General features: G+C 63.5%; 31 protein-coding genes. 19 read left to right on the forward strand and 12 right to left on the reverse strand.

Annotation, left to right across the window (positions count from 1 at the left end):
- Positions 1-52 precede the first annotated feature (52 nt).
- Entirely contained in the window at positions 53-781 is a 729-nt protein-coding gene (locus EN861_RS07535; RefSeq protein ID WP_135863204.1) for a class I SAM-dependent methyltransferase, read from the reverse strand.
- Between the two features lie 91 nt (positions 782-872).
- The gene (locus EN861_RS07540) at positions 873-1,325 is read right to left on the reverse strand and encodes an Lrp/AsnC family transcriptional regulator (RefSeq protein WP_135863206.1); all 453 of its coding nucleotides are present in this window, start codon (positions 1,323-1,325) and stop codon (positions 873-875) included.
- Positions 1,326-1,455: 130 nt separating this feature from the next.
- Here EN861_RS07540 and EN861_RS07545 point away from each other — a divergent pair, with 130 nt between their 5' ends.
- The 3 genes from EN861_RS07545 to EN861_RS07555 are packed head-to-tail and all read left to right on the forward strand — an operon-like array spanning position 1,456 to position 4,182.
- Positions 1,456-2,469 (forward strand): DMT family transporter, encoded by a 1,014-nt coding sequence (locus EN861_RS07545; RefSeq protein WP_245512008.1) that lies wholly within the window; start codon positions 1,456-1,458, stop codon positions 2,467-2,469.
- A gap of 23 nt (positions 2,470-2,492) precedes the next feature.
- Entirely contained in the window at positions 2,493-3,140 is a 648-nt protein-coding gene (locus EN861_RS07550) for a thiamine phosphate synthase (protein ID WP_127872139.1), read from the forward strand.
- Position 3,141: 1 nt separating this feature from the next.
- The gene (locus tag EN861_RS07555) at positions 3,142-4,182 is read left to right on the forward strand and encodes a tetratricopeptide repeat protein (protein WP_135863208.1); all 1,041 of its coding nucleotides are present in this window, start codon (positions 3,142-3,144) and stop codon (positions 4,180-4,182) included.
- Between the two features lie 13 nt (positions 4,183-4,195).
- Here EN861_RS07555 and EN861_RS07560 read toward each other — a convergent pair whose 3' ends face one another.
- Positions 4,196-5,212 (reverse strand): NAD(P)-dependent alcohol dehydrogenase, encoded by a 1,017-nt coding sequence (locus tag EN861_RS07560; RefSeq protein ID WP_135863210.1) that lies wholly within the window; start codon positions 5,210-5,212, stop codon positions 4,196-4,198.
- A 108-nt stretch (positions 5,213-5,320) separates the two neighbouring features.
- Here EN861_RS07560 and EN861_RS07565 point away from each other — a divergent pair, with 108 nt between their 5' ends.
- From EN861_RS07565 to EN861_RS07595, 7 genes are all read left to right on the forward strand, one after another.
- Entirely contained in the window at positions 5,321-6,190 is an 870-nt protein-coding gene (locus tag EN861_RS07565) for a LysR family transcriptional regulator (protein WP_189343583.1), read from the forward strand.
- Positions 6,191-6,330: 140 nt separating this feature from the next.
- Complete coding sequence (efp, locus tag EN861_RS07570) at positions 6,331-6,897, forward strand: elongation factor P (RefSeq protein WP_027141779.1); 567 nt, start codon at positions 6,331-6,333, stop codon at positions 6,895-6,897.
- A gap of 86 nt (positions 6,898-6,983) precedes the next feature.
- Complete coding sequence (locus EN861_RS07575) at positions 6,984-7,784, forward strand: inositol monophosphatase family protein (protein WP_127277950.1); 801 nt, start codon at positions 6,984-6,986, stop codon at positions 7,782-7,784.
- An 83-nt stretch (positions 7,785-7,867) separates the two neighbouring features.
- Positions 7,868-8,554 carry a hemolysin III family protein gene (locus EN861_RS07580; RefSeq protein WP_127277951.1) on the forward strand — a complete coding sequence of 229 codons (687 nt, stop codon included), beginning with the start codon at positions 7,868-7,870 and terminating at the stop codon, positions 8,552-8,554.
- Between the two features lie 120 nt (positions 8,555-8,674).
- On the forward strand, positions 8,675-9,700 hold the full coding sequence (locus EN861_RS07585) for a MotA/TolQ/ExbB proton channel family protein (RefSeq protein ID WP_127277952.1): 1,026 nt from the start codon (positions 8,675-8,677) through the stop codon (positions 9,698-9,700).
- Between the two features lies 1 nt (position 9,701).
- Complete coding sequence (locus tag EN861_RS07590; RefSeq protein ID WP_127277953.1) at positions 9,702-10,733, forward strand: peptidoglycan -binding protein; 1,032 nt, start codon at positions 9,702-9,704, stop codon at positions 10,731-10,733.
- A gap of 249 nt (positions 10,734-10,982) precedes the next feature.
- Positions 10,983-11,408 (forward strand): hypothetical protein, encoded by a 426-nt coding sequence (locus tag EN861_RS07595; protein ID WP_127277954.1) that lies wholly within the window; start codon positions 10,983-10,985, stop codon positions 11,406-11,408.
- Positions 11,409-11,500: 92 nt separating this feature from the next.
- Here the strand turns inward: EN861_RS07595 and EN861_RS07600 are convergent, their stop codons facing one another.
- On the reverse strand, positions 11,501-11,854 hold the full coding sequence (locus tag EN861_RS07600) for a DUF1304 domain-containing protein (RefSeq protein ID WP_127277955.1): 354 nt from the start codon (positions 11,852-11,854) through the stop codon (positions 11,501-11,503).
- Between the two features lie 141 nt (positions 11,855-11,995).
- Here EN861_RS07600 and EN861_RS07605 point away from each other — a divergent pair, with 141 nt between their 5' ends.
- Positions 11,996-13,483 carry a carboxypeptidase M32 gene (locus tag EN861_RS07605; protein ID WP_127277956.1) on the forward strand — a complete coding sequence of 496 codons (1,488 nt, stop codon included), beginning with the start codon at positions 11,996-11,998 and terminating at the stop codon, positions 13,481-13,483.
- Positions 13,484-13,517: 34 nt separating this feature from the next.
- On the opposite strand, the gene EN861_RS07610 is transcribed toward EN861_RS07605, so the two are convergent.
- On the reverse strand, positions 13,518-15,317 hold the full coding sequence (locus tag EN861_RS07610; protein WP_127872146.1) for an ABC transporter transmembrane domain-containing protein: 1,800 nt from the start codon (positions 15,315-15,317) through the stop codon (positions 13,518-13,520).
- A 207-nt stretch (positions 15,318-15,524) separates the two neighbouring features.
- Between EN861_RS07610 and rpmE the strand changes: the two genes are divergently transcribed.
- The gene (gene rpmE / locus EN861_RS07615; RefSeq protein ID WP_096451251.1) at positions 15,525-15,746 is read left to right on the forward strand and encodes a 50S ribosomal protein L31; all 222 of its coding nucleotides are present in this window, start codon (positions 15,525-15,527) and stop codon (positions 15,744-15,746) included.
- A gap of 226 nt (positions 15,747-15,972) precedes the next feature.
- Here the strand turns inward: rpmE and EN861_RS07620 are convergent, their stop codons facing one another.
- Positions 15,973-16,602 (reverse strand): TetR/AcrR family transcriptional regulator, encoded by a 630-nt coding sequence (locus EN861_RS07620; RefSeq protein ID WP_127278117.1) that lies wholly within the window; start codon positions 16,600-16,602, stop codon positions 15,973-15,975.
- A gap of 120 nt (positions 16,603-16,722) precedes the next feature.
- Between EN861_RS07620 and EN861_RS07625 the strand changes: the two genes are divergently transcribed.
- The 3 genes from EN861_RS07625 to EN861_RS36725 all read left to right on the forward strand — a co-directional run bounded on the left by EN861_RS07625 (position 16,723) and on the right by EN861_RS36725 (position 18,247).
- Positions 16,723-17,550 (forward strand): NAD(P)H-binding protein, encoded by an 828-nt coding sequence (locus EN861_RS07625; protein ID WP_135863214.1) that lies wholly within the window; start codon positions 16,723-16,725, stop codon positions 17,548-17,550.
- 1 nt (position 17,551) lies between these two features.
- Positions 17,552-18,031: a DUF1772 domain-containing protein gene (locus EN861_RS07630; RefSeq protein ID WP_189343584.1), complete on the forward strand. Its 480-nt coding sequence runs from the start codon at positions 17,552-17,554 to the stop codon at positions 18,029-18,031.
- Between the two features lie 129 nt (positions 18,032-18,160).
- Entirely contained in the window at positions 18,161-18,247 is an 87-nt protein-coding gene (locus EN861_RS36725) for a hypothetical protein (protein ID WP_348630898.1), read from the forward strand.
- A gap of 24 nt (positions 18,248-18,271) precedes the next feature.
- On the opposite strand, the gene EN861_RS07635 is transcribed toward EN861_RS36725, so the two are convergent.
- The 3 genes from EN861_RS07635 to EN861_RS07645 form a co-directional block, all read right to left on the reverse strand.
- On the reverse strand, positions 18,272-18,568 hold the full coding sequence (locus EN861_RS07635) for a SelT/SelW/SelH family protein (RefSeq protein WP_135863216.1): 297 nt from the start codon (positions 18,566-18,568) through the stop codon (positions 18,272-18,274).
- Between the two features lie 17 nt (positions 18,569-18,585).
- Positions 18,586-19,335, reverse strand: a complete 750-nt coding sequence (locus EN861_RS07640) for a YebC/PmpR family DNA-binding transcriptional regulator (RefSeq protein ID WP_135863218.1) — start codon at positions 19,333-19,335, stop codon at positions 18,586-18,588.
- A gap of 201 nt (positions 19,336-19,536) precedes the next feature.
- The gene (locus tag EN861_RS07645; RefSeq protein ID WP_135863220.1) at positions 19,537-19,860 is read right to left on the reverse strand and encodes a helix-turn-helix domain-containing protein; all 324 of its coding nucleotides are present in this window, start codon (positions 19,858-19,860) and stop codon (positions 19,537-19,539) included.
- 51 nt (positions 19,861-19,911) lie between these two features.
- Between EN861_RS07645 and EN861_RS07650 the strand changes: the two genes are divergently transcribed.
- From EN861_RS07650 to EN861_RS07665, 4 genes are read left to right on the forward strand one after another with little or no spacing between them, the layout of a single operon-like run.
- Entirely contained in the window at positions 19,912-20,394 is a 483-nt protein-coding gene (locus EN861_RS07650) for an SRPBCC domain-containing protein (RefSeq protein ID WP_127278121.1), read from the forward strand.
- A 29-nt stretch (positions 20,395-20,423) separates the two neighbouring features.
- Complete coding sequence (locus EN861_RS07655; RefSeq protein ID WP_135863223.1) at positions 20,424-20,816, forward strand: VOC family protein; 393 nt, start codon at positions 20,424-20,426, stop codon at positions 20,814-20,816.
- A gap of 50 nt (positions 20,817-20,866) precedes the next feature.
- On the forward strand, positions 20,867-21,229 hold the full coding sequence (locus EN861_RS07660; protein ID WP_127278123.1) for a hypothetical protein: 363 nt from the start codon (positions 20,867-20,869) through the stop codon (positions 21,227-21,229).
- Positions 21,230-21,251: 22 nt separating this feature from the next.
- Positions 21,252-21,719, forward strand: coding sequence for an SRPBCC family protein (locus tag EN861_RS07665; protein WP_135863225.1), 468 nt, complete (start codon positions 21,252-21,254; stop codon positions 21,717-21,719).
- A gap of 5 nt (positions 21,720-21,724) precedes the next feature.
- Here EN861_RS07665 and EN861_RS07670 read toward each other — a convergent pair whose 3' ends face one another.
- The 3 genes from EN861_RS07670 to EN861_RS07680 all read right to left on the reverse strand — a co-directional run bounded on the left by EN861_RS07670 (position 21,725) and on the right by EN861_RS07680 (position 23,128).
- Positions 21,725-22,012 carry a BrnA antitoxin family protein gene (locus EN861_RS07670; RefSeq protein ID WP_127278125.1) on the reverse strand — a complete coding sequence of 96 codons (288 nt, stop codon included), beginning with the start codon at positions 22,010-22,012 and terminating at the stop codon, positions 21,725-21,727.
- Positions 21,993-22,280 (reverse strand): BrnT family toxin, encoded by a 288-nt coding sequence (locus EN861_RS07675; protein WP_245512009.1) that lies wholly within the window; start codon positions 22,278-22,280, stop codon positions 21,993-21,995. The genes EN861_RS07670 and EN861_RS07675 overlap by 20 nt, the downstream gene beginning before the upstream one ends.
- 80 nt (positions 22,281-22,360) lie before the next feature.
- Positions 22,361-23,128, reverse strand: a complete 768-nt coding sequence (locus EN861_RS07680) for a TerC family protein (RefSeq protein WP_135863230.1) — start codon at positions 23,126-23,128, stop codon at positions 22,361-22,363.
- Positions 23,129-23,152: the final 24 nt, after the last annotated feature.

The raw sequence follows: 23,152 nt of genomic DNA on the forward strand, positions 1-23,152 counted from the left end.
GACCGCAAATATGGGCTGGCCGCGACAAGCCTGGCCGACGGGCTTCGAATAGCTATCGGCGCGCCGAAACCAGCAGGAACATCGGCCGCTCGAGCTCTTCCGCAAGACCCGGCATGGCCGCGATCTGCGCGTCCGTCGGACGGAATTCCTCGACATGCTCGATCGTGAAACCCGTCCCGATCAGCGTGTTGAGCGTGGTGCCGATGGTGCGGTGATGTTTTACCACGCCCTTGGCCAACCAGTCGGTCTTGCGCGGCCCTTCCACCAGATACCGGTCGACAGGCCAGGTCTTTTTCCCCTCGCCATCGATCGACCAGCCGGGATTGGTCGGCGCCATGTAGATCGGATGCTCCGTCGAGAAGACAAAATGGCCGCCTGGCGACAGGGCCTGATGCACGGTCCCGAACAGGCGCTCGACATCCTCGACATAGTGCAAGGCGAGCGAACTGTAGGCGAGGTCGAAGCTGGCCCGCGGCAGGCTGAGCTGGTCGAGGTCGGCTCTCTCATAGGTGATGCCCGTGTCCGGGCCGGCAGCTCTGGCCCGGGCAAGCATCTTCTCCGACAGGTCCAGCCCAAGGACATCGCGCGCGCCTTGCCCGTGCGCCCAGCGGCAAAACCAGCCAAAGCCGCAGCCGAGGTCGACGATCCTCAGGCCTGTGACATCAGGCAGCATCGCGCGCAGCGCCGGCCACTCGGCGGCACCGTCCAGGCCTTCGACCGAGCGGCCAAGCTGGCTGTAACCCGCGAAGAATTCCGGTTGATCGTAAATGTTCTGCGCCATGTTTTTCTCGCTCTTCAGACAGCCATCTGGCGGAAGGCTGACATTTGGTGGACTGGCCGCGCCTTTCCACCATGGCCTCGGGGTGTCAAGCCTATGAGCCCGACGGCAACCCCAGTGGCGGCGGCCGCCGCCGGATCGGCTGTGCCTTGATGATGGCGGTGCTGGTCTCGGCCTTGTCGGCGATCCGGTCGAGAATGCCGTCGAGGTCGCCGATCGAGCGCACGAACAGCCGGGCGACGAAACAGTCATCTCCCGTCACCTTGTCGCATTCGCCAAACTCTTCAATCTCCTCGATCAGTTTCTGGACGATGTGCAGCTTGCCCGGCAAAGGTTTGATCCGCACGATCGCCTGCAGCGTATAGCCGAGCGCCAGCGGATCGATCTCGACGGTGAACGCCCGGATGACGCCGCGTTCCTCGAGCCGCCGCAGCCGCTCCGAAACGCTCGGCGACGAAAGCCCGACCCGGGCCGCCAGATCCTTCAGCGAGGTCCGCGCATCCCTGACCAGGATTTCGAGGAGATTTCGGTCGAGATCGTCCAGCATTTCTTTTTCTCGCAGATTCGAGCGGCTGCCTAATATAATTAGGCCACCTCCTCATATAGCCTTCCCGAGGAGATGGAAAGCCTCGGCGTCGCATGAGATTATGCTGGCTCAACGGGTTCAGAGGCTTATCATGAACGATACTGTACGTGGCACGGTCGAAATGTCGGCCGCAATGGCGATCCTGGGAACGATCGGATGGTTCGTCATCATGTCCGGCCAGCCGATCATGGATGTAGTGTTCTGGCGCTGCGCGTTCGGCGCGCTGACGCTGCTCATCATCTGCGCTTCGCTTGGATTGTTGCGCAACAGGCTGTCGTTGCGCATCGTCGGCCTCGCAGCACTTGGGGGCGCGGCGATCGTCATCAACTGGCTGCTCCTGTTTAGCGCATTCTCACGCGCCTCCATCTCGATCGCCACCGCGGTCTACAACACGCAACCCTTCATGCTGGTCGGCTTCGGCGCGCTGTTGTTCGCCGAGCGGCTGACATTGACCAAGCTGACCTGGCTGGCAATCGCCTTCGCCGGCATGGTGCTGATCGTCGGGGCCGCCCCAGACGCCGGCGATGTCGGCACGAACTATTTCGCCGGCATCCTGATGGCCCTGGCCGCCGCCTTTTTCTGGGCTGTCGCGGCCATCGTCACCAAGAAGCTCAAGGGCACGCCGCCGCATCTGATCGCGCTCATCCAGGTCTGCGTCGGCGTCGTCATGCTGGCGCCCTTCGCCAATCTCTCGCATCTTCCCGCCGACCCATGGAGCTGGGCCATGCTGGCAACGCTCGGCATCGTCCACACCGGCGTGATGTACATCCTGATGTACGGCGCCATCCAGAAGCTGCCGACGCATCTGCAGGGGTCGCTGTCCTTCATCTATCCGGTCGTTGCCATCCTGGTCGATGTCATCGCTTTCGGCCATCGGCTGCATCTTAGCCAGGTCGTCGGCGCCGCCGCCATCCTGATCGCAGCCGCCGGCATGAACCTCGGCTGGACATTGTGGAATCGAGACCGTCCGCCGCGAGCCCGCAGCCGATCAAGTAAGGCGGCACGCCGGCTACCCGGCGGTCAAAAAATCCGATCCTGGCTGTCCGCCTGTTCAAAGCGGGCAGTTTGCTCTATGCCGCAATCCAACCATCTTCGCCCGGCATAGGCGAAACCCGGGATCGAAGAACCATGAATGACGCCACGCCTCCCAACCGCTGCCGCATCGTACTGATCGCGCCACCCGGCGTGCCGGCCGCCCGCATCGCGGCCGCGTTCGACGGCGGCGACATCGCCTCGCTGATCCTGCCCGAGAACGGCATGGACGAGGCCTCCTTCCAGGCCTTTGCCGAACAGGTCGTGCCGGCCGCGCAGGCCGCGGGCGTGGCGGTCATCATTGCTGGCGACACCCGCATCGCCGGCCGGGTCCAGGCCGACGGCATCCATGTCGAGGTCTCCAAGGCCGAACTCGCCGAGACGATCGAGCATTTCCAGGCGAAAATGATGGTCGGCACCGGCGGTGCCAAGACCCGCGACGACGCGCTGGAGCTCGGCGAAGCCAGGCCCGATTACATTTTCTTCGGCCGCTTCGGCTACGACAACAAGCCTGAGCCGCATCCGCGCAACCTGTCATTGGGGCAATGGTGGGCGCAGATGATCCAGATTCCTTGCATCGTCGAGGCCGGTTCCGATCTTGCCTCCGTCGAAACGGTGGCCGCCACCGGCGCCGAATTCGTCGCGCTGTCGAGCGCCGTGTTCGCCGACGGCGTCGATCCGAAGGTGGCGATCGCCCGGGCCAATGCCCTGCTCGACGACACAGCGCCGCGCTTCGAGGATTGACGTGTCCCTGGCAAGGCTTTCCCTTCAGGCCCTGCTTGCGGCGGTGATGATCCAGGCCGCCGCCGCCGAAACTATACCCTTGCCGCAGCGCAAGCCTGAAACCGGCATGCACACCGACAAGCCGATCGAAAACCAGCTGCCGCAGCCAGCCACCACGGCGGAGCCCGCACCGCTGCCCTCGGTCGACAGCGTCAATCCCGACCGCTTCGGCGCCAAGCCGGCGGACGCCGCCTATGGCGCGTTCCAGCGCGGGCTTTACAAGACCGCCTATAATCTGGCCCTGGTCCGTGCGCAGAACGGCGACCCGGCGGCGCAGACGCTGGTGGCCGAGATCCTGTCGCGTGGGTTGGGTGTGCCGATGAACTCCGCCGAGGCCGCCAAATGGTACGCGCTTGCCGCCGAGCAGGGCGTGCCGGAATCGCAGTTCCAATATGCGCTGATGCTGCTCGACGGCCGTTACGTCAAGAAGGACGCGAAGGGAGCCTATGCCCTAATGCAGGCCGCCGCCGAAGCCGGCAACCAGCTGGCGCAATTCAATTTCGCGCAGATGCTGGTCCAGCAGGATCCCGGCGACGCCGGCCTGGCCAAGGCGGTTTCCTACTATGAGCGCGCTGCCGCGACCGGTCTCGCCGACGCGCAATACGCCATGTCGCAGATCTATGCCAACGGCGTCGGCGGCAAGCCGCGCGACGATGCACAGGCACGGCGGCTGCTGGCGCAGGCCGCCCGTCAGAACTACGACACCGCGCAGATCGATCTCGCCGCCTGGATGATCGAGGGCCGCGGCGGCGCGCGCGACCTGAAATCGGCTTTCGGCTGGACGAAACAGGCCGCCGAAGGCGGCAATGTCGCGGCCCAGAACCGCCTGGCAAAACTCTATATGCAAGGCATCGGCACCGATCCGGACCTGGTGCTCGCCGGCGCCTGGTATATCGTTGCCCGCCGCGCCGGCCTCATCGATCAGGAGATGGACGATTTCCTGCAAGGGCTGAGCGATGACCAGACCAAGCAGGCCCTGCAGAAGGCGAACCGCCTGCCCTGAGGACAGCGCGCGCTCATTGCATGTGATCCAGGACGACTTTGCCGAAGGGCGAGCCGCGTTCGAGATGGCGGAAGGCGCCGGCTGCCTCCCGCCACGGCAAGACCTTGTCGATCACCGGCCTCAACCGGTTGACGGCGAGGGCCCGGTTCATCGCCTCGAAGGATTCGCGTGAACCGACCGGAATTCCGCGTGCCCGGACCTGGCGGCGAAAGATGTCGAGCGGATTGATTGCACCCTCGCTGCCACCGAGATAGCCGATCACATTGATCTGGGCACCGCGCGCCGAAGCCCTCAGCGACTGGGCGAAGCTTTGCGGGCCGCCGACTTCGATGATGTGATCGGCGCCACGCCCACCGGTGAGCGCCAGCACGGCCGACGCCCAATCCGGGTCGCTGCGATAGTTGATGCCGTCATGGGCGCCAAGCGCCTTTGCGCGTGTGAGCTTGTCGTCGCTGCTCGACGTGACGATGACGTGTGCCCCGGCGGCAGCCGCAAACTGCACTGCAAACAGCGAGACGCTGCCTGTGCCCAGGCTCAACACCGTCTCGCCGGGCTTCAACCGGCCTTCGGTGAACAGCGCATGCCAGGCCGCCACGGCGGCGCAAGGCAGCGTCGCGGCTTCGACATCGCTCAGGTGCTCCGGCGCAAGGACGGCCGCCTGTTCATCCAGCCTGGCGAACTCGCTGAGCAACCCGTCGATCGGGCCGCCCCGTTGATAGGAGGGCTCAGCCATGGCGAAACTGCCGCCGACCCAACGCTGCCAGAATGTGGCGCAGACACGATCGCCGACCTTGAAGCGGGTCACTTCGGCGCCAACCGCAACCACTTCGCCGACGCCATCCGAAAGCGGCACCAACGGCAGCGCAAAGGCAGTGTGGTAAATGCCACGGGCGATTTCCACATCGCGGTAGTTCAGCGCGGTTGCCCTGACCCTGATGATCATCTCCTGGCGCCCGGGTTCCGGCATTGGCCGCTCGACCAGTCTGAGGTTGTCGAAGCCGCCCGGGTGCTGCAGTTCGATGGCCTTCATTGTCTTTCCTTTCCGTCTGGAGCTCATGGAAAGGAAAATCGCTTGCCTTGGTCCTGATTTCAAATTCATAATAATCAGGATGATTATGCATTTGGAGCAATGTTGGAGATGCTGGAGGAATTACGCACGCTCGTCCTGTTCGCCGAGGAGGGCTCGATCCAGAGCGTGGCCCGCCGCCTGCCTCTGACGCAGCCTGCCGTCACGCGTCAGATGCAGCGACTGGAGGATATGCTCGGGACGACGCTTCTCGATCGCCGGCAGAAGCCGCCGCGCCTGACCACGGCGGGACTGGAGGTCTTGGAGCGCGCGAAAGACATACTGGCTTCGGTCGAGGCTCTGAAAGCCTTCGCCGCCGACACCGAGCCGCAAGGCGTGCTGCGTGTCGGCCTGGCACATGGCCTGTCCGACGCGGGCGTTGCGGGCGGTATAGCCAGCGCGGCTGGGGCGTTTCCAAAAATATCCTTGCGGCTCAAGACCGGCTGGAGCGCGGAACTGATCGAGCAGTTCGAACGCGGCCAACTCGACATGGCGATCGTTCTGCGATCCGCCGATCATCAAGGCCCGGACGCGCTTGGCACGGAACGCCTCGCCATCATAGCGCCGGCTGGCACCACCAAACCCCGTCTCACGGACGCCGCCTGGGCTTCCAGGCCCTGGGTGCTTAGTCCCGAGCCTTGCGACGCGCGTCAGAGGCTCCTGGCCATTTTGGGCGGCGAACGGCATCGGCTCGTTATAGCGGCGGAAATTCAGGACCCGGCGATGCAGATGGAATGGGTACGTCGGGGACACGGCCTCGGCCTCATGCCGTCGCGGCTCGCCGCGCGCGGACTTCCCGACGACCTCGCGCTTGTCGATACCGGAGATCTCGATCTTTCATTGCAGGTGGTGGCCCTGCGCTCTCCGCACCTCAACCGCCTTGCAAAGGCCGCGCAGGCCATTGAAAAGACCGTCGGCGATGTCCTGGAGGTCGAGACCTGACGCCGGCTTGCCGGCCGGAGCCGATCCGCCCTCCCTTGCCTCTCCGGGCGATTTGTGGTCTTGGAGCCTTAAATCGCTTGTCACGGCGAACATCCCATACCAACGGCCTGGCCGTTGGCAGCATCCCGGATCCCATCATCATGGCCAAGATCAATGGCAACGAAATCCGTCCCGGCTATGTCATCGAACACGATGGCGGCCTCTGGGTGGCGGTCAGGACCAACACCGTCAAGCCCGGCAAGGGCGGCGCATACAACCAGGTCGAACTGAAGAACCTCATCAACGGCACCAAGCTCAACGAGCGCTTCCGTTCGGCCGAGACGGTCGAGCAGATCCGGCTCGACCTGAAGGATTTTTCCTTTCTCTACGAGCAGGAAGACGCGCTGGTGTTCATGGACACCCAAAGCTACGAGCAGCTCGAACTGAACAAGGATTTCGTCGGCGACCGCGCCGCGTTCCTGCAGGACGGCATGATGGTGACGGTTCAGCTCTACGAGGAACGGCCGATCGGCATTTCGCTGCCCGACTATGTGACGCTGACCATCACCGAGGCGGATCCCGTGGTGAAGGGCCAGACCGCAGCGTCCTCCTACAAGCCGGCGGTGCTGGAAAACGGCATTCGCGTGCTGGTGCCGCCCTTCATCGGCGCCGGCGAACGCATCATCGTCGACACCAACGAAATCACTTACGTGCGCCGCGCCGACTGATGCGTGCCGCCCAGAAGTGGCCCCGGATTTGGGTCACCGGCATGCATCGAGACAGAGTTTAAAGCGCCGCACCAGGAAGAAGCACTATGGCACGCTCAGCCCTCCTCAACGTCATGGTCCAGGCCGCAATGAAGGCCGGCCGCTCGCTGTCGCGCGACTTCGGCGAGGTCCAGAACCTGCAGGTCTCGATGAAGGGGCCCGGCGACTATGTCAGCCAGGCCGACCGCAAGGCCGAGGACATCGTCTTTGCCGAATTGTCGAAGGCACGCCCTGGCTACGGCTTTCTGATGGAAGAACGCGGCGCGGTCGCCGGCGATGACAGCCAGCACCGCTGGATCGTCGATCCGCTCGACGGCACCACCAATTTCCTCCACGGCATTCCGCTTTTCGCAGTCTCCATCGCGCTCGAGCGCCAGGGCCAGATCGTTGCCGGCGTCATCTACAATCCTGCCATGGACGAGCTCTACACCACCGAGCGCGGCGGCGGCGCCTTCATGAATGATCGCCGCCTGCGCGTCGCCGGCCGCACGAAGCTTGTCGACACGGTGATCGGCTGCGGCGTGCCGCATCTCGGCCGCGGCCACCACGGCAATTTCCTGGTCGAGCTGCGCAACGTCATGGCCGAGGTCTCCGGCGTCCGCCGCATGGGCTCCGCCTCGCTCGATCTGGCCTATGTCGCCGCCGGGCGCATGGACGGGTTCTGGGAAGTGGGCCTGTCGGCCTGGGACATCGCCGCCGGCCTGCTCTTGATCCGCGAAGCGGGCGGCTTCGCCTCCGACATCGATGGCGGACAGGATATGCTCGACACCGGCACGGTCGTCGCCGGCAATGAGATCATCCAGCGCGCATTGCTGAAGACGGTGAAAAAGCCGCTCCCGCCGCGCTGAACGGCCGCAGTCGCAAAACCGCAAACAAAGCTTGAAATACTGTCCGGCGGTTGCCCAGATAAAGGGTGACGCTAGGACGATAGATGATCAACACGCCGTCACAGATCGAGATTCCGTTCATCGGACGCTGGCATTATTCGCGCGCCGAGATGATCGCCGACGGGATCGTCCATGCGGTGGGCATCGTGCTGGCGATCACGGCCGGCTCGGCGCTGCTGGCGCTCGCCGCCTTCCGGGTCGGGCCCGGCGAATACATCGCCGCCGTCTTCTATGTCGTCTCGCTGCTCACTGTTCTGTCGGTATCGTTGACCTACAATCTGTGGCCGGTGACCTCGCCCGCGAAGTGGATCTTGCGGCGTTTCGATCATGCCGCGATCTATCTGTTGATCGCCGCCACCTACACACCCTTTCTCGCCCAGTTGGGAAACTCGCCGCTGGCGCGCTGGATGATCGTTCTGGTCTGGGCCGCGGCGGCAACGGGCATTGCCATCAAGGTGTTTTTCCCCGGCCGCTTCGACAGGCTGGCGATCGTCTTCTACCTTGCCATCGGCTGGAGCGGCGTCATCCTTGTCAAACCGCTCGTCGAGACGCTGCCGACCACGTCGATCATGCTCATCGTCGCCGGCGGCGTCGTCTATTCCTGCGGCGTGATTTTCTTCGCCTGGAAGGCGCTGCGCTTCCACAACGCCCTGTGGCACGGCTTCGTCGTCACCGGCGCCGGTCTGCACCTGGCGGCCATGGTCGACTGCCTGGTCATCAACCGCCTTTGAGGCGCCGGCTCCTAAGGCTACCTGTGGCAATATTGCCAAGCACCATTCAATTTGGTCACAATTCCGTTTAGAGTCGCCACCTACGTGATCGGCGGCAGCGGCATCGGAAACGGGGCACGGATGGCTTTTCTCAGATCCTTCGGCATGGGCAGGCGCTCCGACGTACTGGTCTACGATCCACACAAATTGTCGAGTCCGCAGGTCTTCCTGCTCACCATGGTCATCTTCCTGGCCATCGTCGCCTTCATCGCCGCCATCTTGACCCGCCAGGTCACCACCGCTTTCGTCACCAATCCCGGCCTCAATGGCCTCATCGTCGGCGTGCTCGTCGTCGGTATCCTGCTGGCCTTCACGCAGGTCGGCCGGCTGTTTCGCGAGGTGCGCTGGGTCAACTCCTTCCGCGCCGGCTCGGAGACGACGGAACCGGTGCTGCTGGCGCCGATGAAGGCGATGATCGGCCGCTCGTCGTCGATGGCCTTTTCGACCTCATCGATGCGCACAATGCTGGATTCCATCGCCACGCGCCTTGACGAAAGCCGCGACACCTCGCGCTACCTGGTCGGCCTGCTGGTGTTTCTCGGCCTGCTCGGCACTTTCTGGGGCCTGTTGAATACGATCGGCTCGATCCGCGAGACCATCGAGTCTCTCGATCCCGGCACCGGCGATGCCGCGGCGGTGCTCGATTCGCTGAAGCAGGGCCTGTCGGCGCCGCTGGCCGGCATGGGCACCGCCTTCTCGTCCTCGCTGTTCGGCCTCTCCGGCTCGCTCGTGCTCGGCTTCCTCGACCTGCAGGCCGGCCGCGCCCAGACGCGCTTCTACACCGAACTCGAAAACTGGCTGTCCTCGGTCACCGACCTGTCGTCCGACATCGTCGTCTCCGACGCGGCCAGGACCGAACCCTCCGACGAAATCCGCCTGTTGTCGGAGCGGCTGCGCAGCATGCAGGAGAATGGCGGCGGCTCCAACCCGCGCGTCGCCACCGCCATGGCCAATCTCGCCGACGGCATTTCCGGCCTGGTCAAGAACATGCGTTCCGAGCAGCAGATCATGCGCGATTGGGTCGAGGCCCAGTCCGACGAGCAGAAGGCGATGCGCAACACGCTGGAAAAGATCGCCGACGCGCTGAAGAAGCCCGGGGTGCACTAGCATGGCGCTTGCCAGGGGCCGGCGTACCGATCGCCGCATCGATTATTGGCCTGGCTTCGTCGACGCGCTGTCGACCCTGTTGCTCGCCATCATGTTCCTGCTCACCGTCTTCGTGCTGGCGCAGTTCCTGCTCGGCCGCGAAATCTCCGGCAAGGACACGGCGCTGTCGCGCCTCAATTCGCAGATCAACGAACTGACCCAGCTTCTGGCGCTGGAGCGCTCGACGGCGCAGGACAAGGAGGATTCGCTCGCCAATCTGCAGGCGTCGCTGTCGGCGGCTCAGGCGGAAAAGAGCCGGCTCGAACAGTTGCTGGCACAAGGTGCCGGCGCCGGCGACGCCGCCAACCAGCGTGCCGCCGAGCTGGGCGGCGAACTGGACAGCCAGCGCCAGATCAGCCAGCAGGCGCTGAGCCAGGTCGAGATCCTCAACCAGCAGATCGCGGCCTTGCGCAAGCAGATCGGCGCGCTCGAGGATGCCCTCAACGTCTCCGAAACGCGCGACCGCGATTCCAACACCAAGATCGCCGATCTCGGCCGTCGCCTGAACGTGGCGCTGGCGCAGCGCGTGCAGGAATTGAACCGCTACCGCTCCGATTTCTTCGGGCGCCTGCGCGAAATCCTCGCCGATCGCGAGAACATCCGCATCGTCGGCGACCGCTTCGTGTTCCAGTCGGAAGTGCTGTTCCCGACCGGCTCCGAAGTGATCAACGATGCCGGCAAGGTCGAGATGAAGAAACTCGCCGACGCCATCATCGAATTGCAGAAGGAGATCCCGCCGGAGATCAACTGGGTGCTGCGCGTCGACGGCCACACCGACAACAAGCCGCTGTCCGGCAATGGCCGTTACCGCGACAATTGGGAACTGTCGACGGCACGCTCGACCTCGGTGGTCAAGTTCCTGATCGAGAACGGCGTGCCAGCCAACCGGCTGGTCGCCGCCGGCTTCGGCGAGTTCCAGCCGCTCGATCCCGCGGACACCGACGAAGCGCGCAACAAGAACCGCCGCATTGAACTGAAGCTCACCGAACGTTGATCCATCATCACGCGAACTCACGCGAAATTGTTCGCCAGCTCAACTCTAGGGCGCAGTGATCGGCCGGCAAGGCCTGAAAAGATTATCTTTTTTTAATTACACTTCGCGCCAAAGCACTCCTAGCTTGCCGCACAGGGCCGGGAACCGCCGGCGATGCCTCTCCCATCGCGACGCGACGGAACCGGACGGCCCACGTTCGGAACGCGGAGCGGCAAGACCGCTCCCTTCCCAGCAAAAGGAGGCGCCGTCATGCGCTCTTCAGCATCTCTCAAGACTGCAATCCTTGCCGCAATTCTGATCGCCGCCCCGCTTGCCGGCGCCTATGCCGCTGGCCATCACAAGGGCGCTCTCGACGCGACCGACCCGACCGACATGACGGGCCCGCGTGTCGAGGCGCTCGTTCAGCAGGTTCAAGGTGTCCACCAGGGCATCGCCGACGCAAGGCAGGCCAAAAACATCACCCCGGCCGTCGCGGAGCGCCTGGAAATGCGAACGGCCCGCATCGGTCAGGCCGCCGAGAAGATAGCCGCGTCGGATCACGGCAGGATACCGGCCGCGCAATACCATGACCTGCTGCGCCGGCTCGACAATGTCGACCAGCGACTGAGGGTCGATACCGGCACCGGTTTCCTGATGGGCGACGGCTCCGACGGCGGAAACTATCCGAACGGCTGAGGCCATCTGCCTGGAAGCGTCCCAGAGGAAGGGACCAACTGGCGTCTTCGGGACCCCAATCCCGCGGGCGTCCTTTTTCCTCGCCAGCCCATCTACCAACCGAGCCAGACCGCGATCAGGGCGACCACCGCCGGAACGGTCTGGATGAACAGGATCTTGCGGCCGACCGTCGCCGCGCCATAGAGACCGGCAACGGCCACGCAAGCCAGGAAGAAGACCTTGACCTGGAAACCGGCGGAGCCGAGGTAAAGCCCCCAGATCAGGCCGGCGGCGAGGAAGCCGTTGTAGAGGCCCTGATTGGCGGCGAGCACTTTGGAGGCGCTGGCGAATTCCGGCGTCAGGCGGAATGTCTTGTGCCCGCGCGGCGTGTCCCAAAGCACCATCTCGAGATAGACGATGTAGGCATGGATCAATGCCACCAGCCCGACCAGGATGTTGCCGATCATTCCGCTCCCCTTCATGCGTCGCCGGCAGCATTTCATGCTCGACCTCGCCTGCGCAAGCTGCATCCGCCGGATGGTATCCGAGGGTTGCCAATGCTTTTGCGTTGGTGTCTTTTCGCGCCGTCCTCAATCACGGAAGCCGCCATGTCCTTTCACAAACTCGACGACCTCGGCCACAAGCTCGAAGCGCTTGAACATGCGCTGGCCATCCTCGGCGCCGATGAAGCGACCCACATGGCCGTCGGTGGCGGCGAGAAGCGCGCCGAGGCGATGGCGGCCCTTGCCGGCATGTATCACACCAGGGCGACCGCACCGGAAATATCGGACTGGATCGCCGCCGCTGAAGGCGAGGCATTGGACGATGAGCAGCGGGCGGCTCTCGCCGAGCTGCGGCGGCAGTACACCAACCTGACCTGCCTGCCGGTCGAGTTCGTCGAACGCCAGACGACGGCGCGCATGCGTTGCGAGCAGCTATGGCGCGACCTGCGCGCCAAGAACGACTGGGCTGGCTTCCAGCCGGCGCTCGAGGGCGTGGTGGCGCTGGTGCGCGAAGAGGCGGCCCTGCGCTCCGACGTGCTAGGCCTTGCCCCCTATGACGCGCTGATGGAGCAATTCGACCCTGGCAACCGCACGGCTGACATCACTCCTGTCTTCGCCGACCTGAAGGCCTTCCTCAAAGGCTTCGTGCCTGAGGCGCTGGCGATCCAGGAAGCGCGGCTGCGCAAGCATCCGCTGAAGCCGCTTTCGGGCACCTATGCGATCGACCGGCAGCGCGAACTCGGCCTTGCCATGATGGCCGCGGTCGGCTTCGACCTGACCCACGGCTCGCTGTCGGTGTCGCACCATCCGTTCTGCGGCGGCGTGCCCAGCGACGTGCGCATCACCACCCGCTACAAGACATCGGATTTCCTGTCGGCGCTGATGGGCGTGCTGCACGAGACCGGGCATGCGCTCTATGAACAGAACCTGCCCAAGGCATGGTCGCACTGGCCGCTCGGCAAGGCCCGCGGCATGGCCGTGCATGAAAGCCAGAGCCTGTTCGTCGAAAAGCAGATCGGCCGCAATCCCGCCTTCTGGCGCTGGGCGCTGCCGGTGGTGGAAAAGCATCTCGGCGAAGCCTGGTCGCTCGACGATATCCTGCCACATGTGCATCGTGTCGAGCGTGGCCTGATCCGTGTCGACGCAGACGAAGTGACCTATCCGCTGCATGTCATCCTGCGTTACGAACTGGAGCAGGAGCTTGTCTCCGGCCGCCTGGAGGTGGCTGATCTGCCCGAAGCCTGGGATGCCAAGATGCGCGACTATCTCGGCCTCTCCACCATCGACAATCCGGCCGATGGGCCGATGCAGGACGTGCACTGGCCGGGTGCCGCCTTCGGCTATTTCCCCTCCTACACGTTGGGCGCGATGATGGCGGCGCAGCAATGGGCCGCGCTGGTGCGCGAACATCCTTCAGCCGACGACGACCTGGCGAAAGGGAATTTCGCGGCCATCAACGGCTGGCGTCGCGAGAAAATCTGGTCGCAGGGGTCGCGATGGTCGACGCCGGACCTGCTCGAACGCGCCACCGGCGAAAAACTCAACGCCATGTATTTCACGGAGCATTTGCGCAAACGATACGGAACTGCGTGAGGCGACGCTGTAGTCGCCGGCCGAAACGCGCCCGCTATTCAGCCGCGCCCCTGAAGGCGCTGGCGCCGGTCTCGAATTGCAGCTTGGCCAGCCGCGCATAGATGCCGCCCTTGGCGACCAGGCTCTGATGCGTGCCTTCCTCGACGATGCGGCCGCCATCCATGACCAGGATCCTGTCGGCCTTCAGCACCGTCGCCAGCCGGTGGGCGATGACGATGGTGGTGCGCCCCTGCATCAGCCGCTCGAGCGCCGTCTGCACCAGCGTCTCGCTTTCGGCGTCGAGGGCGGAGGTCGCCTCGTCGAGCAGCAGGATCGGCGCATCGCGCAGGATGGCGCGGGCGATGGCGACCCGTTGGCGCTGGCCGCCCGACAGCGTCACGCCACGTTCGCCGACCGGGCTGTCATAGCCATGTTCGAGCTTGAGAATGAATTCGTCGGCAAGCGCATCCTTAGCCGCGGTCTCGATCTCGGCCTCGCTGGCACCTGGACGGCCAAAGCCGATATTGTCGCGCGCGCTCGCCGCGAAAATGGTGACATCCTGCGGCACGATGGCGATGCGCTCGCGCACCGAAACCGGATCAGCTTCGCGCACGTCGACGCCGTCGATCAGGATCTTGCCGGTTTCGGGATCGTAGAAGCGCAGGATCAGCGAAAAGACGGTGCTCTTGCCGGCCCCTGAAGGACCGACGATGGCCACCGTCTCGCCGGGTTTGACCGAAAAACTCAAGCCATGGACGGCGGCGCGGTCGGGTCTTGCCGGATAGGAGAACGAGACATCATCGAAGATGATCGCGCCTTTGGCGGCCGCAGGCAACGGCTTCGGATCGGCAGGCGCCTGGATCGCCGGTGTCTCGGCCAATATCTCGGTCAGCCGTTCGGCGGCGCCGGCTGCTTGCGCGAGTTCGCCCCAGACTTCCGACAGCGCGCCGAGCGCGCCGGCGGCGAACACCGAATAAAGCAGGAACTGCCCGAGTGTGCCGGGCGACAGATTGCCGTCAAGCACGTCGCGCGAGCCGAACCACAGCACCGCAACGACCGAGGAGAAAATGGTAAAGATAGCGAAGAAGGTGAGGAAGGAACGTGCGAAGATAGAGGCCCGCGCCGCCTCGAAGGCCGCTTCCACCGCACCCGAAAACCGTCCAGTGACCAGTGTCTCATTGGTGAACGCCTGCAGCGTGCGCACCGCGCCGATCTGTTCGCTGGCATAGGCTGTAGCGTCGGCAAGCGTGTCCTGCGCCTGCCTCGACTTGCGACGCACCGAGCGGCCAAAGGCGACCAGCGGCAGCACGATGACCGGTATCGCGGCAATGACCAAGCCGGACAGTTTCGGGCTGGTGACAACCATCATCGCCAATGCGCCGAGGCCAAGGATGACGTTGCGCAGCGCGACCGAGGCCGTGGCGCCGACCGCCGATTTGACTTGTGTGGTATCGGCGGCAAGCCGCGACACGATCTCGCCGGACTGGGCGGTGTCGAAGAAGGCAGGCGACAGCGTCGTCACATGGGCAAAGACATCGCGTCTGATGTCGGCGACGACGCGCTCTCCGAGCGTGATGACGAAATAGTAGCGGCCGGCCGATGCCGCCGCCAGCACGGCGGCCATCGCCACCAGGGCGGCGAAGTATTCGGCGATGAAACTGGTGCTGGACGACGAGAAACCATGGTCGATCATGCGCCGCACCGCCAGCGGCAGCGCCAGCGTCGTTGCCGCTGCGATGACCAGCGAGATGAGGGCGCCGACCACCAGCGTGCGATATCCAGTGATGTAGGGAAACAGGCGCCTGAGCGGCTTGAGCGAGCGTCGGCGCTCGTCTGCGCTGCTTGATTGCGCCATCTCGGTGTTTCCTCTAGCCGCCTCAGCTTCATGCGCCTTGAATATGCGCTTGCCGCGGCCTTGTGATTCAATTCCGGCTGATGTATAGGCACGCCGACCGTTTTAGAAGCCGTGGCTCCTCAATAGCTGCGGCTTCGAGTTTTAAAAAGAGGCGCATCGACGCAGGCTTATGCCCGTCAGCCGCGCCGGCAAGCCAGGAACCGAGCCATGAAGAGCGCAATCCATCCCGACTACCACACCATCAAGGTCGTCATGACCGACGGCACCGAATACATGACCCGTTCGACCTGGGGCAAGGAAGGCGATACGATGAACCTCGATATCGACCCGACCACCCACCCGGCCTGGACCGGCGGCCAGCAGACCCTGCTCGACCGCGGCGGCCGCCTGTCGAAGTTCAAGAAGCGTTTTGAGGGTTTCGGCCTCTAAGCCGCATCGGGCTTTCGCAGATCAAGAACCCGCCTTCGAGGCGGGTTTTTTGTTGACCAGAACCATCTTCCCCTCTCCCCGTCATAAAGCTGTTCTTAAATATCACAGGCCCGCGCTGCCCCTCACCTGCCTGCCGGCATCCTCTCCCCGTATAGTGACGGGGGAGAGGGGCTCCGTCCTTGGCGGCTTCACCAGATGTTAAAACTATGGGAAGTTCAAGGCTTCTCTACTCGGCCAGCAGCTCCCGCAGCGCCATGCGCTTGTAGGCGGCGACCAGCCTGTCGCCTTCTTGCCGCTCGACCGAGATCGCCAAGCGCATGACCGCCTCGCCCATCTGCCAGACGAGAAACGCCGTGGTCTCCAGGGAGACGGGGTCAGCGCCGGGGCGTAGCCGCTTCAGCACCGCGACCAGGAATTCGGCATTGGCCCGGCTGTCGGCGAGCTCGAGCTGGCGCAGCGCCTTGTCTGCTTGCGTACCAGACCAGATGTCGCGCATCACCGGCTCGGCCAGGAACAACCCGTAATAGATGTCGACCAGCTCCGAGAACGCCCGGCCAAGCCCTTCGGCGTCGTTGACGTCTTTCAACGCCGCCGAAATGCAGGCCTGGCTTTCCACGGTGTAGCGTTCGGCCAGCGCCCAGACGATCGCCCGCTTGTCCGGAAAGAATTGGTAGAGCGACCCGATCGACACCTCTGCCCGTTCCGCCACCTCGCCCATGCGCATGGCATCGCTGCCTTGCTCCGCGATCAGTGCCGAGGCGGCGGCCAGCATGCGCTCGACCCGCTCGCGGCTGCGCTGCTGGCTCGGCGCCCGGCGTGGCGAGGCGATCTGATCGTTGGCCGCTGTGCCGTCCATGACTGTCTCCAACAAACCCGCTCGGCAAATCGCCGGGAATGACTTGACTTACAAAATACGAGGGTTTATCACGTTTTGCAAATGTGAGGATTGCTCATGTTTTGACGCGGAGAAGATGACATGACTGATACCAAACCAATCCTGATCCTCGGCGGCACCGGCAAGACCGGCAGCCGTCTCGCGGCGCGGCTGACCGCGCATGGCGTGCCGGTACGCATCGGCTCGCGCTCCGGCGCGCCGCGCTTCGACTGGGAAGTTCCCGCCACCTGGGGACCCGCACTCGATGGCGTCGACGCCGTCTACATCAGCTACTATCCGGACCTCGCCGTGCCGGGTGCCGCCGAAACCGTTGGCGCCTTCTCCCGGCTTGCGGTGGCCAGTGGCGTCACCCGGCTGGTGCTGCTCTCGGGGCGCGGCGAGCACGAGGCCCAGCGCGCCGAGGAGATGCTGAAGGCCTCGGGCGCGGAGTGGACGATCCTGCGCTGCGCCTGGTTCTCGCAGAACTTCTCCGAAGGTTTTCTCATCGAGCCGCTGCTGGCGGGCGAGGTGGCGCTGCCGGTCGGGCCTGTCGGCGAACCTTTTGTCGATGCCGACGACATCGCCGAAGTGGCCTTCGTCACGCTGACCGAGCCCGGCCATGTCGGCCTGCTCTATGAACTAACCGGACCGCGGCTGCTGAGTTTCGCCGACGCGGTCGCAGAGATCGCAAGGGCCGCCGGGCGCGACATCCGCTTTGTCAGTATCTCGCATGACGAATTCACCACGGCGGTCGCCGCGCATGACCTGCCGCCTGAGTTCGCCTGGCTGCTCAACGAGCTGTTCACGCAAGTTCTCGACGGCCGCAACGAGGCCCTCGCCGACGGCGTCCAGCGCGTGCTCGGCCGCCAGCCCAGGGACTTTTCCGCCTACGCAACCGAAACCGCCGCAACCGGCATCTGGAGCAACTGACATGATCGCCAAACTTCTCCCCAGCCTCACCTTCATCGCGGCCCTGGGCGCAGGCGTCGTCGGCGGCGTGTTCTTCGCCTTCTCCAATTTCGTCATGCCGGCATTTGCCCGTCTGCCGGCGGCGGGCGGCATCGCCGCCATGAATTCGATCAACGTCACCGTCATCACGCCGATGTTCATGACCGCCCTTTTCGGCACAGGGCTGATCTGCCTGGTGCTCGTCGCCGGCGCGATCATCGGCTGGAGCCAGCCGGGTTCGTTCTGGCTACTCGCCGGCGCGCTTATCTATCTTGTCGGCAACCCGATCGTGACCATGGTCTTCAACGTGCCGCTCAACGATGCACTGGCCGCAGTCGATCCAGCCAGCAGCAATGGTGCCGCGGTCTGGTCCGACTTTCTCAGGGACTGGGTGATGTGGAACCACGTCCGCACCGTCACCGCCATCGTGGCGATGGCATCCTTCTGGTTCGCCTCGCGTTGACATGTTTGCGGGCCGCCGCATCGGGCGTTGCGGCGGCCGCAAGCATTATCGGGAGAAGAGCCGTGAACGACCCCTATTCGACCATGCATCGCGATCGGCGTTGGCCTCGGTGCTGCCCTTGGCGCGGCGATGGATGATTCGGCCCTCGGCGTCGGCGTGGGCATCGCGATCGGTGCCGGCATCGGTGCTGTTTTCGGACGCCGGCCCGGAAAATGATGGTCCTGCTTTCGCAGCAAAATCTCAGCTCTTCGCCTTACGGTCGGCGTGGCCGAGATCACGATTCGGATCGATCACATCGCGGACCAACTGCTTGAGTTTAGCCGCGTCCGGAAAACCGCCGTCGCGCTTGCGGTCCCAGACCAGCACATCGTTGCAGGAGATGGTGAAGATGCCGCCTGTGCCCGGCACCAGCGTCACCTCGCCGAGATCGGTGCCGAAGGTGGAGAGCAGCTCCTGCGCCATCCAGCCGGCACGCAACAGCCATTGGCATTGCGTGCAGTAGGTGATGCGGATGGCGGGCAACTGAGCTTTGCTCATGTCGGATCGGGCTTCACTCACGCCGCGCTGAGCTTGGCCAAGGTCTCGTCATCGACTTCGAAGTTGGCGTACACGCTTTGCACGTCGTCATCGTCCTCGAGCGTCGCAACCAGTTTCATCAGCGACTGCGCCCGCTCTTCGTCGACCGGGACATTGTTCTGCGGGCGCCAGATCAGCTTCACCGATTCCGCCTCGCCGAGCGAGACTTCCAGTGCCTTCGACACCTCGCCGACATTCTCGAAGGCGCAATAGATGGTGTGGCCTTCCTCGTCGCTTTCCACGTCGTCGGCACCGGCTTCGATCGCCGCGTCCATGATCTTGTCGGCGCTGCCGGCCGAGGCCGGATAGTAGATTTCGCCGGCGCGGTCCCACATGAACGACACCGATCCGGTTTCGCCGAGCGCGCCGCCGGCCTTGGTGAAGGCGGCTCGCACATTCGACGCCGAGCGGTTGCGGTTGTCGGTCAGTGCCTCGACGATCACGGCGACGCCACCTGGGCCATACCCTTCGTAGCGCACGGCTTCGTAATTCTCGGCATCGCCCATCGAGGCCTTGTTGATGGCGCGCTGGATGTTGTCCTTCGGCATCGACACCGCCTTGGCGTTCTGGATCGCCAGGCGCAGGCGCGGATTCATCGATGGATCGGGCGTCCCGCTCTTGGCGGCAACGGTGATTTCGCGCGCCAGCTTGGAAAACATTTTCGACCGCACCGCGTCCTGACGGCCCTTGCGGTGCATGATGTTCTTGAACTGTGAATGGCCAGCCATGGCACCCCTGTCGTGTTCGGCTAGAGCGTCTTGCCGCGAGATGCGTCACCTCGCCTTTGCAAAAGGCTCGAATTCAAAAATTTCAGAACGACCCTGATGCGTCCGGGTGGACGCGCGGCGCTCCTTGTCGGAATGGCCGGCTTATAGATAAATCGGCTCAATTCGTCCAGCCGCGCCGCGCCACGGCGATCCCGGCCGTGTCTATGCTTCCAGATCGGACTTCAGCCGGTCGATGATGCTGAGCGCGTGGCCGGCATACTGGCTGATCCAGCGGTCGTGGATCTGCTTGATCGGCAGGGAATTCAGATGGTTCCAGCGCTCGCGTCCGTCACGACGCGCAACGATCAGATCCGCCTCCTCCAGCACCTTGAGATGCAGCATGACGGTGCAGCGGTCGATGGCGGGAAAGGCATCGCACAGCATGCCGGTGGTCTTTGGCTCGTCTTTCAACTGATCCAGTATTTCGCGCCGGCGCGGATGCGCCAGCGCCTTGAAAACATTGTCGTCTTGCGATCGGCTTGACATGTTATGTTTCTATAACATATCGTTGTCGCGATCAAGCAAGGAGCTGTGGATATGTCTCTTGGATTCAGTGTTTCAGGGCGCATCGGCAAACCGGTCGCCGAAGTCTTTGACGCGGTCGTCAATCCGAAGAAGCTCAGCGGCTATTTCACCACCATCGGCGGCGCCAGCGCGCCATTGGTTGCCGGTTCGGGTGTCGTCTGGTGGGGCAAGGTGCCGGTCGAGGTCGACGAAGTGGTCAAGGACAGCCGCATCGTGCTGCGCTGGGATGCCACCGACACCGACGGCAAGCCCGCCTACAAGACCCGCATCGAGATGAATTTCGAGCCGCTCGACGATGGCGGCACCTTCGTCACCATCGCCGAGAGCGGCTGGCAGGAAGGCGCGGTCGGCCTGAAGAAGTCCTACCTGAATTGCGAGGGCTGGTCGCAGATGCTGGCCTGCATGAAGGCCTACGTCGAATACGGCATCAATCTGCGCGACGGTTATTACCGCAGCGAGATGAGGGGCGAACCCGCCAGCGAGGCCAATGTTTGAACGACGATAGGAAAAGGGGAGAACCCGCGATGACGAAAGTAAGGCCATTCCTGATGTTCGAGGGCAAGGCCGAAGAGGCAATGACCCTTTATTGCGGGACCATTCCCGACAGTAGCATCCTCGACGTCACACGTTACGGTTCCGGTGAAGACGGCGCGGAAGGTATGCTCAAACTGGCGCGCGTTTCCATCTGCGGCCTGGAGGTGACGGTCTATAACAGCCCTGTTCACCACGCTTTCACCTTCACGCCGTCGTTCTCGCTCTATGTCGACTGTTCCTCCGAACAGGAACTGGAGCGCATCGTCGAAACCTTGGCGAAGGGAGGCGGCTTCCTGATGCCGCCAGACAACTATGGCTTTAGCCGCCGCTTCGCATGGCTGAACGACAGGTTCGGCGTCTCCTGGCAGATCAACCTGCCATGACGGAACGCCAGTTGAACCAGCCAACCAGCACCCCAACAAGGACGGGAACCATGACCGCGAAGATCACCGGCGGCATCAACATCGCCATGAAGGTGCCGTCGCACCAGTACGAAGCGACGATCGCCTTCTACCGCGACGTCGTTGGCCTCAAGCCGTTCACCGCCAAGCCGCCGGCGATCGGCTTCGAACTTGGGCCTAACCGGCTGTGGATCGACGAAGTGCCGATGATGAGCCAGGCCGAGATCTGGCTGGAGCTTTTCACGCAGGATTTTCCGGGCGCCGCGGATCATCTGGCCAAGGCAGGCGTTGTGCGTTGCGATGCCATCGAGCCATTGGGCGAGGGTTTCCGTGGTGGCTGGATCACCAATCCGGCCAACATCATTCATATGGTGCGCGAACCCGACGCCTGGTGAGCGTATTCGAAAGGAGATCGCCATGGAAATCCGTGAAACACCGACAGCCGAAGCCGCCATGCTGATCCGGCGGCCGGTCGCTGATGTTTTCGAGGCCATCGTCGATCCGGCGATCACGACCCAATTCTGGTTCACCCATGGCAGCGGCCGGCTTGACGGTGGCAAGCCTGTTCAGTGGGAGTGGCGCATGTATGGCGTCTCGACGACCGTCGACGTCAGCGAGATCGTCCGGGACAAGAAGATCGTCATGACGTGGAGCGACCCGCCGACCACGGTGGTCTGGACCTTCACTGAAATGCCTGGCGAGGCGACATTCCTCGAAGTCCGGAATTTTGGCTTTACCGGCCATGGGGACGAGCAGGTGAAAGAAGCGGTCGGCTCAACCGGCGGCTTCACGCTGGTGCTCGCCGGCGCCAAGGCCTGGCTGGAGCAGGGCCTGACCCTGAGCCTCATCGGTGATCGTCACCCGAAGGGGGTACCGGCAGGTTAAACGACTCAGGATCGCCGTTTTTCCTGTTCGATCACATGGTGGCGGAGCACGCGATTGATCTCGGTTTGATAGCCCCCACCTCCGACATGTTCCTTGAACCAGGAGAGCACGTCGGCATCGAGCCGAATGGTCACCGGCTGCTTAATTGGGCGGTAAAGATGCCCACGACGGGCATGTATCCAGTTCTCGGCCGGAGCCTCTGGAATATCGGAAGTATCAATCTCGCTGTCAGGCAAATCGGCCAGCTTTGCAAGCTGGTCTCGCTGGTCGTGGCTAAGGTCCTTCCTGCTCATAGCGCCTCCTTTCATGCGGCGTCGCTTTCCGAGCCCTGACAATCCGAACCCGCTCTTCAGCTTCGCGATCCGGGTAGGTATGGACAACCAGCAGAACCACTACGGTTTTGACCATCCCGATCGCATGCCATCGTTGCTCACCGTCTTCGAAGCGGTCAGGCACGATAAGATGAAGCGGGTCATCGAACACCTTCTGGGCGAGATCGAATGCAACCCCATGTTTGGCAAGGTTGCGTCTGGCCTTTTCAAGGTCCCATTCAAATCGCAAAGCGGGCAGCCTCGATTTACATTACTGTACATACAATTCGGTAAAAATCGAGTCAAAAGTCAGACTGTGGCGTCCGCGCTCTAATGCCCGTCGCCGGATTTCGCTTTCTTGCGCCGCCGCGCCAGCATGTTGAGCCCCTCGACCAGCGCCGAAAAACCCATCGCCGCGTAGATGTAGCCCTTGGGAACATGATAGCCCATGCCGTCCGCGATCAGCGTCATGCCGATCATCAACAGGAAGCCCAGGGCCAGCATGACGATGCTGGGGTTCTTGGCGATGAAGTTGGCCAGCGGACCCGCCGCCAGCATCATCACGCTGACGGCCACGATCACCGCGATGTACATGATGGCGATCTCGTCGGTCATGCCGACGGCGGTGATGATGGAATCGATCGAAAAGACGAGGTCGAGCAGCAGAATCTGGAAGATCGCGCCGGCAAGCGAGATCTTGAGCGTCTCTCCCATCATCGTGTCCTTGTGGTCGTCGGGATCGACCGTGTGGTGGATCTCCTTGGTCGCCTTCCACACCAGGAACAGGCCGCCGGCGATCAGGATCAGGTCGCGCCAGGAGAAACCGTGGCCGAACGCGGTGAAGACCGGCGTCGTCAGTTGGACGATGACCGAAATGGTGGCGAGCAGCACCAGGCGCATGATCAGTGCCGCCGAGATGCCGAGCCGGCGCGCACGAGCCCTCTGGTCCACGGGCAGCTTGTTGGTCAGAATGGAGATGAAGATCAGATTGTCGATGCCGAGCACGATCTCGAGCACCACCAGCGTCAGCAAGGCGACCCATGCGGTTGGATCGGAAACGAATTGAAAATGCGGCGCAAGAAATTCGATAAGCTGCATGGAGGTCGTTGTCCCCTCTTTTAA

This window comes from Mesorhizobium sp. M8A.F.Ca.ET.218.01.1.1, from assembly GCF_004791165.1.
Lineage (GTDB): Bacteria > Pseudomonadota > Alphaproteobacteria > Rhizobiales > Rhizobiaceae > Mesorhizobium.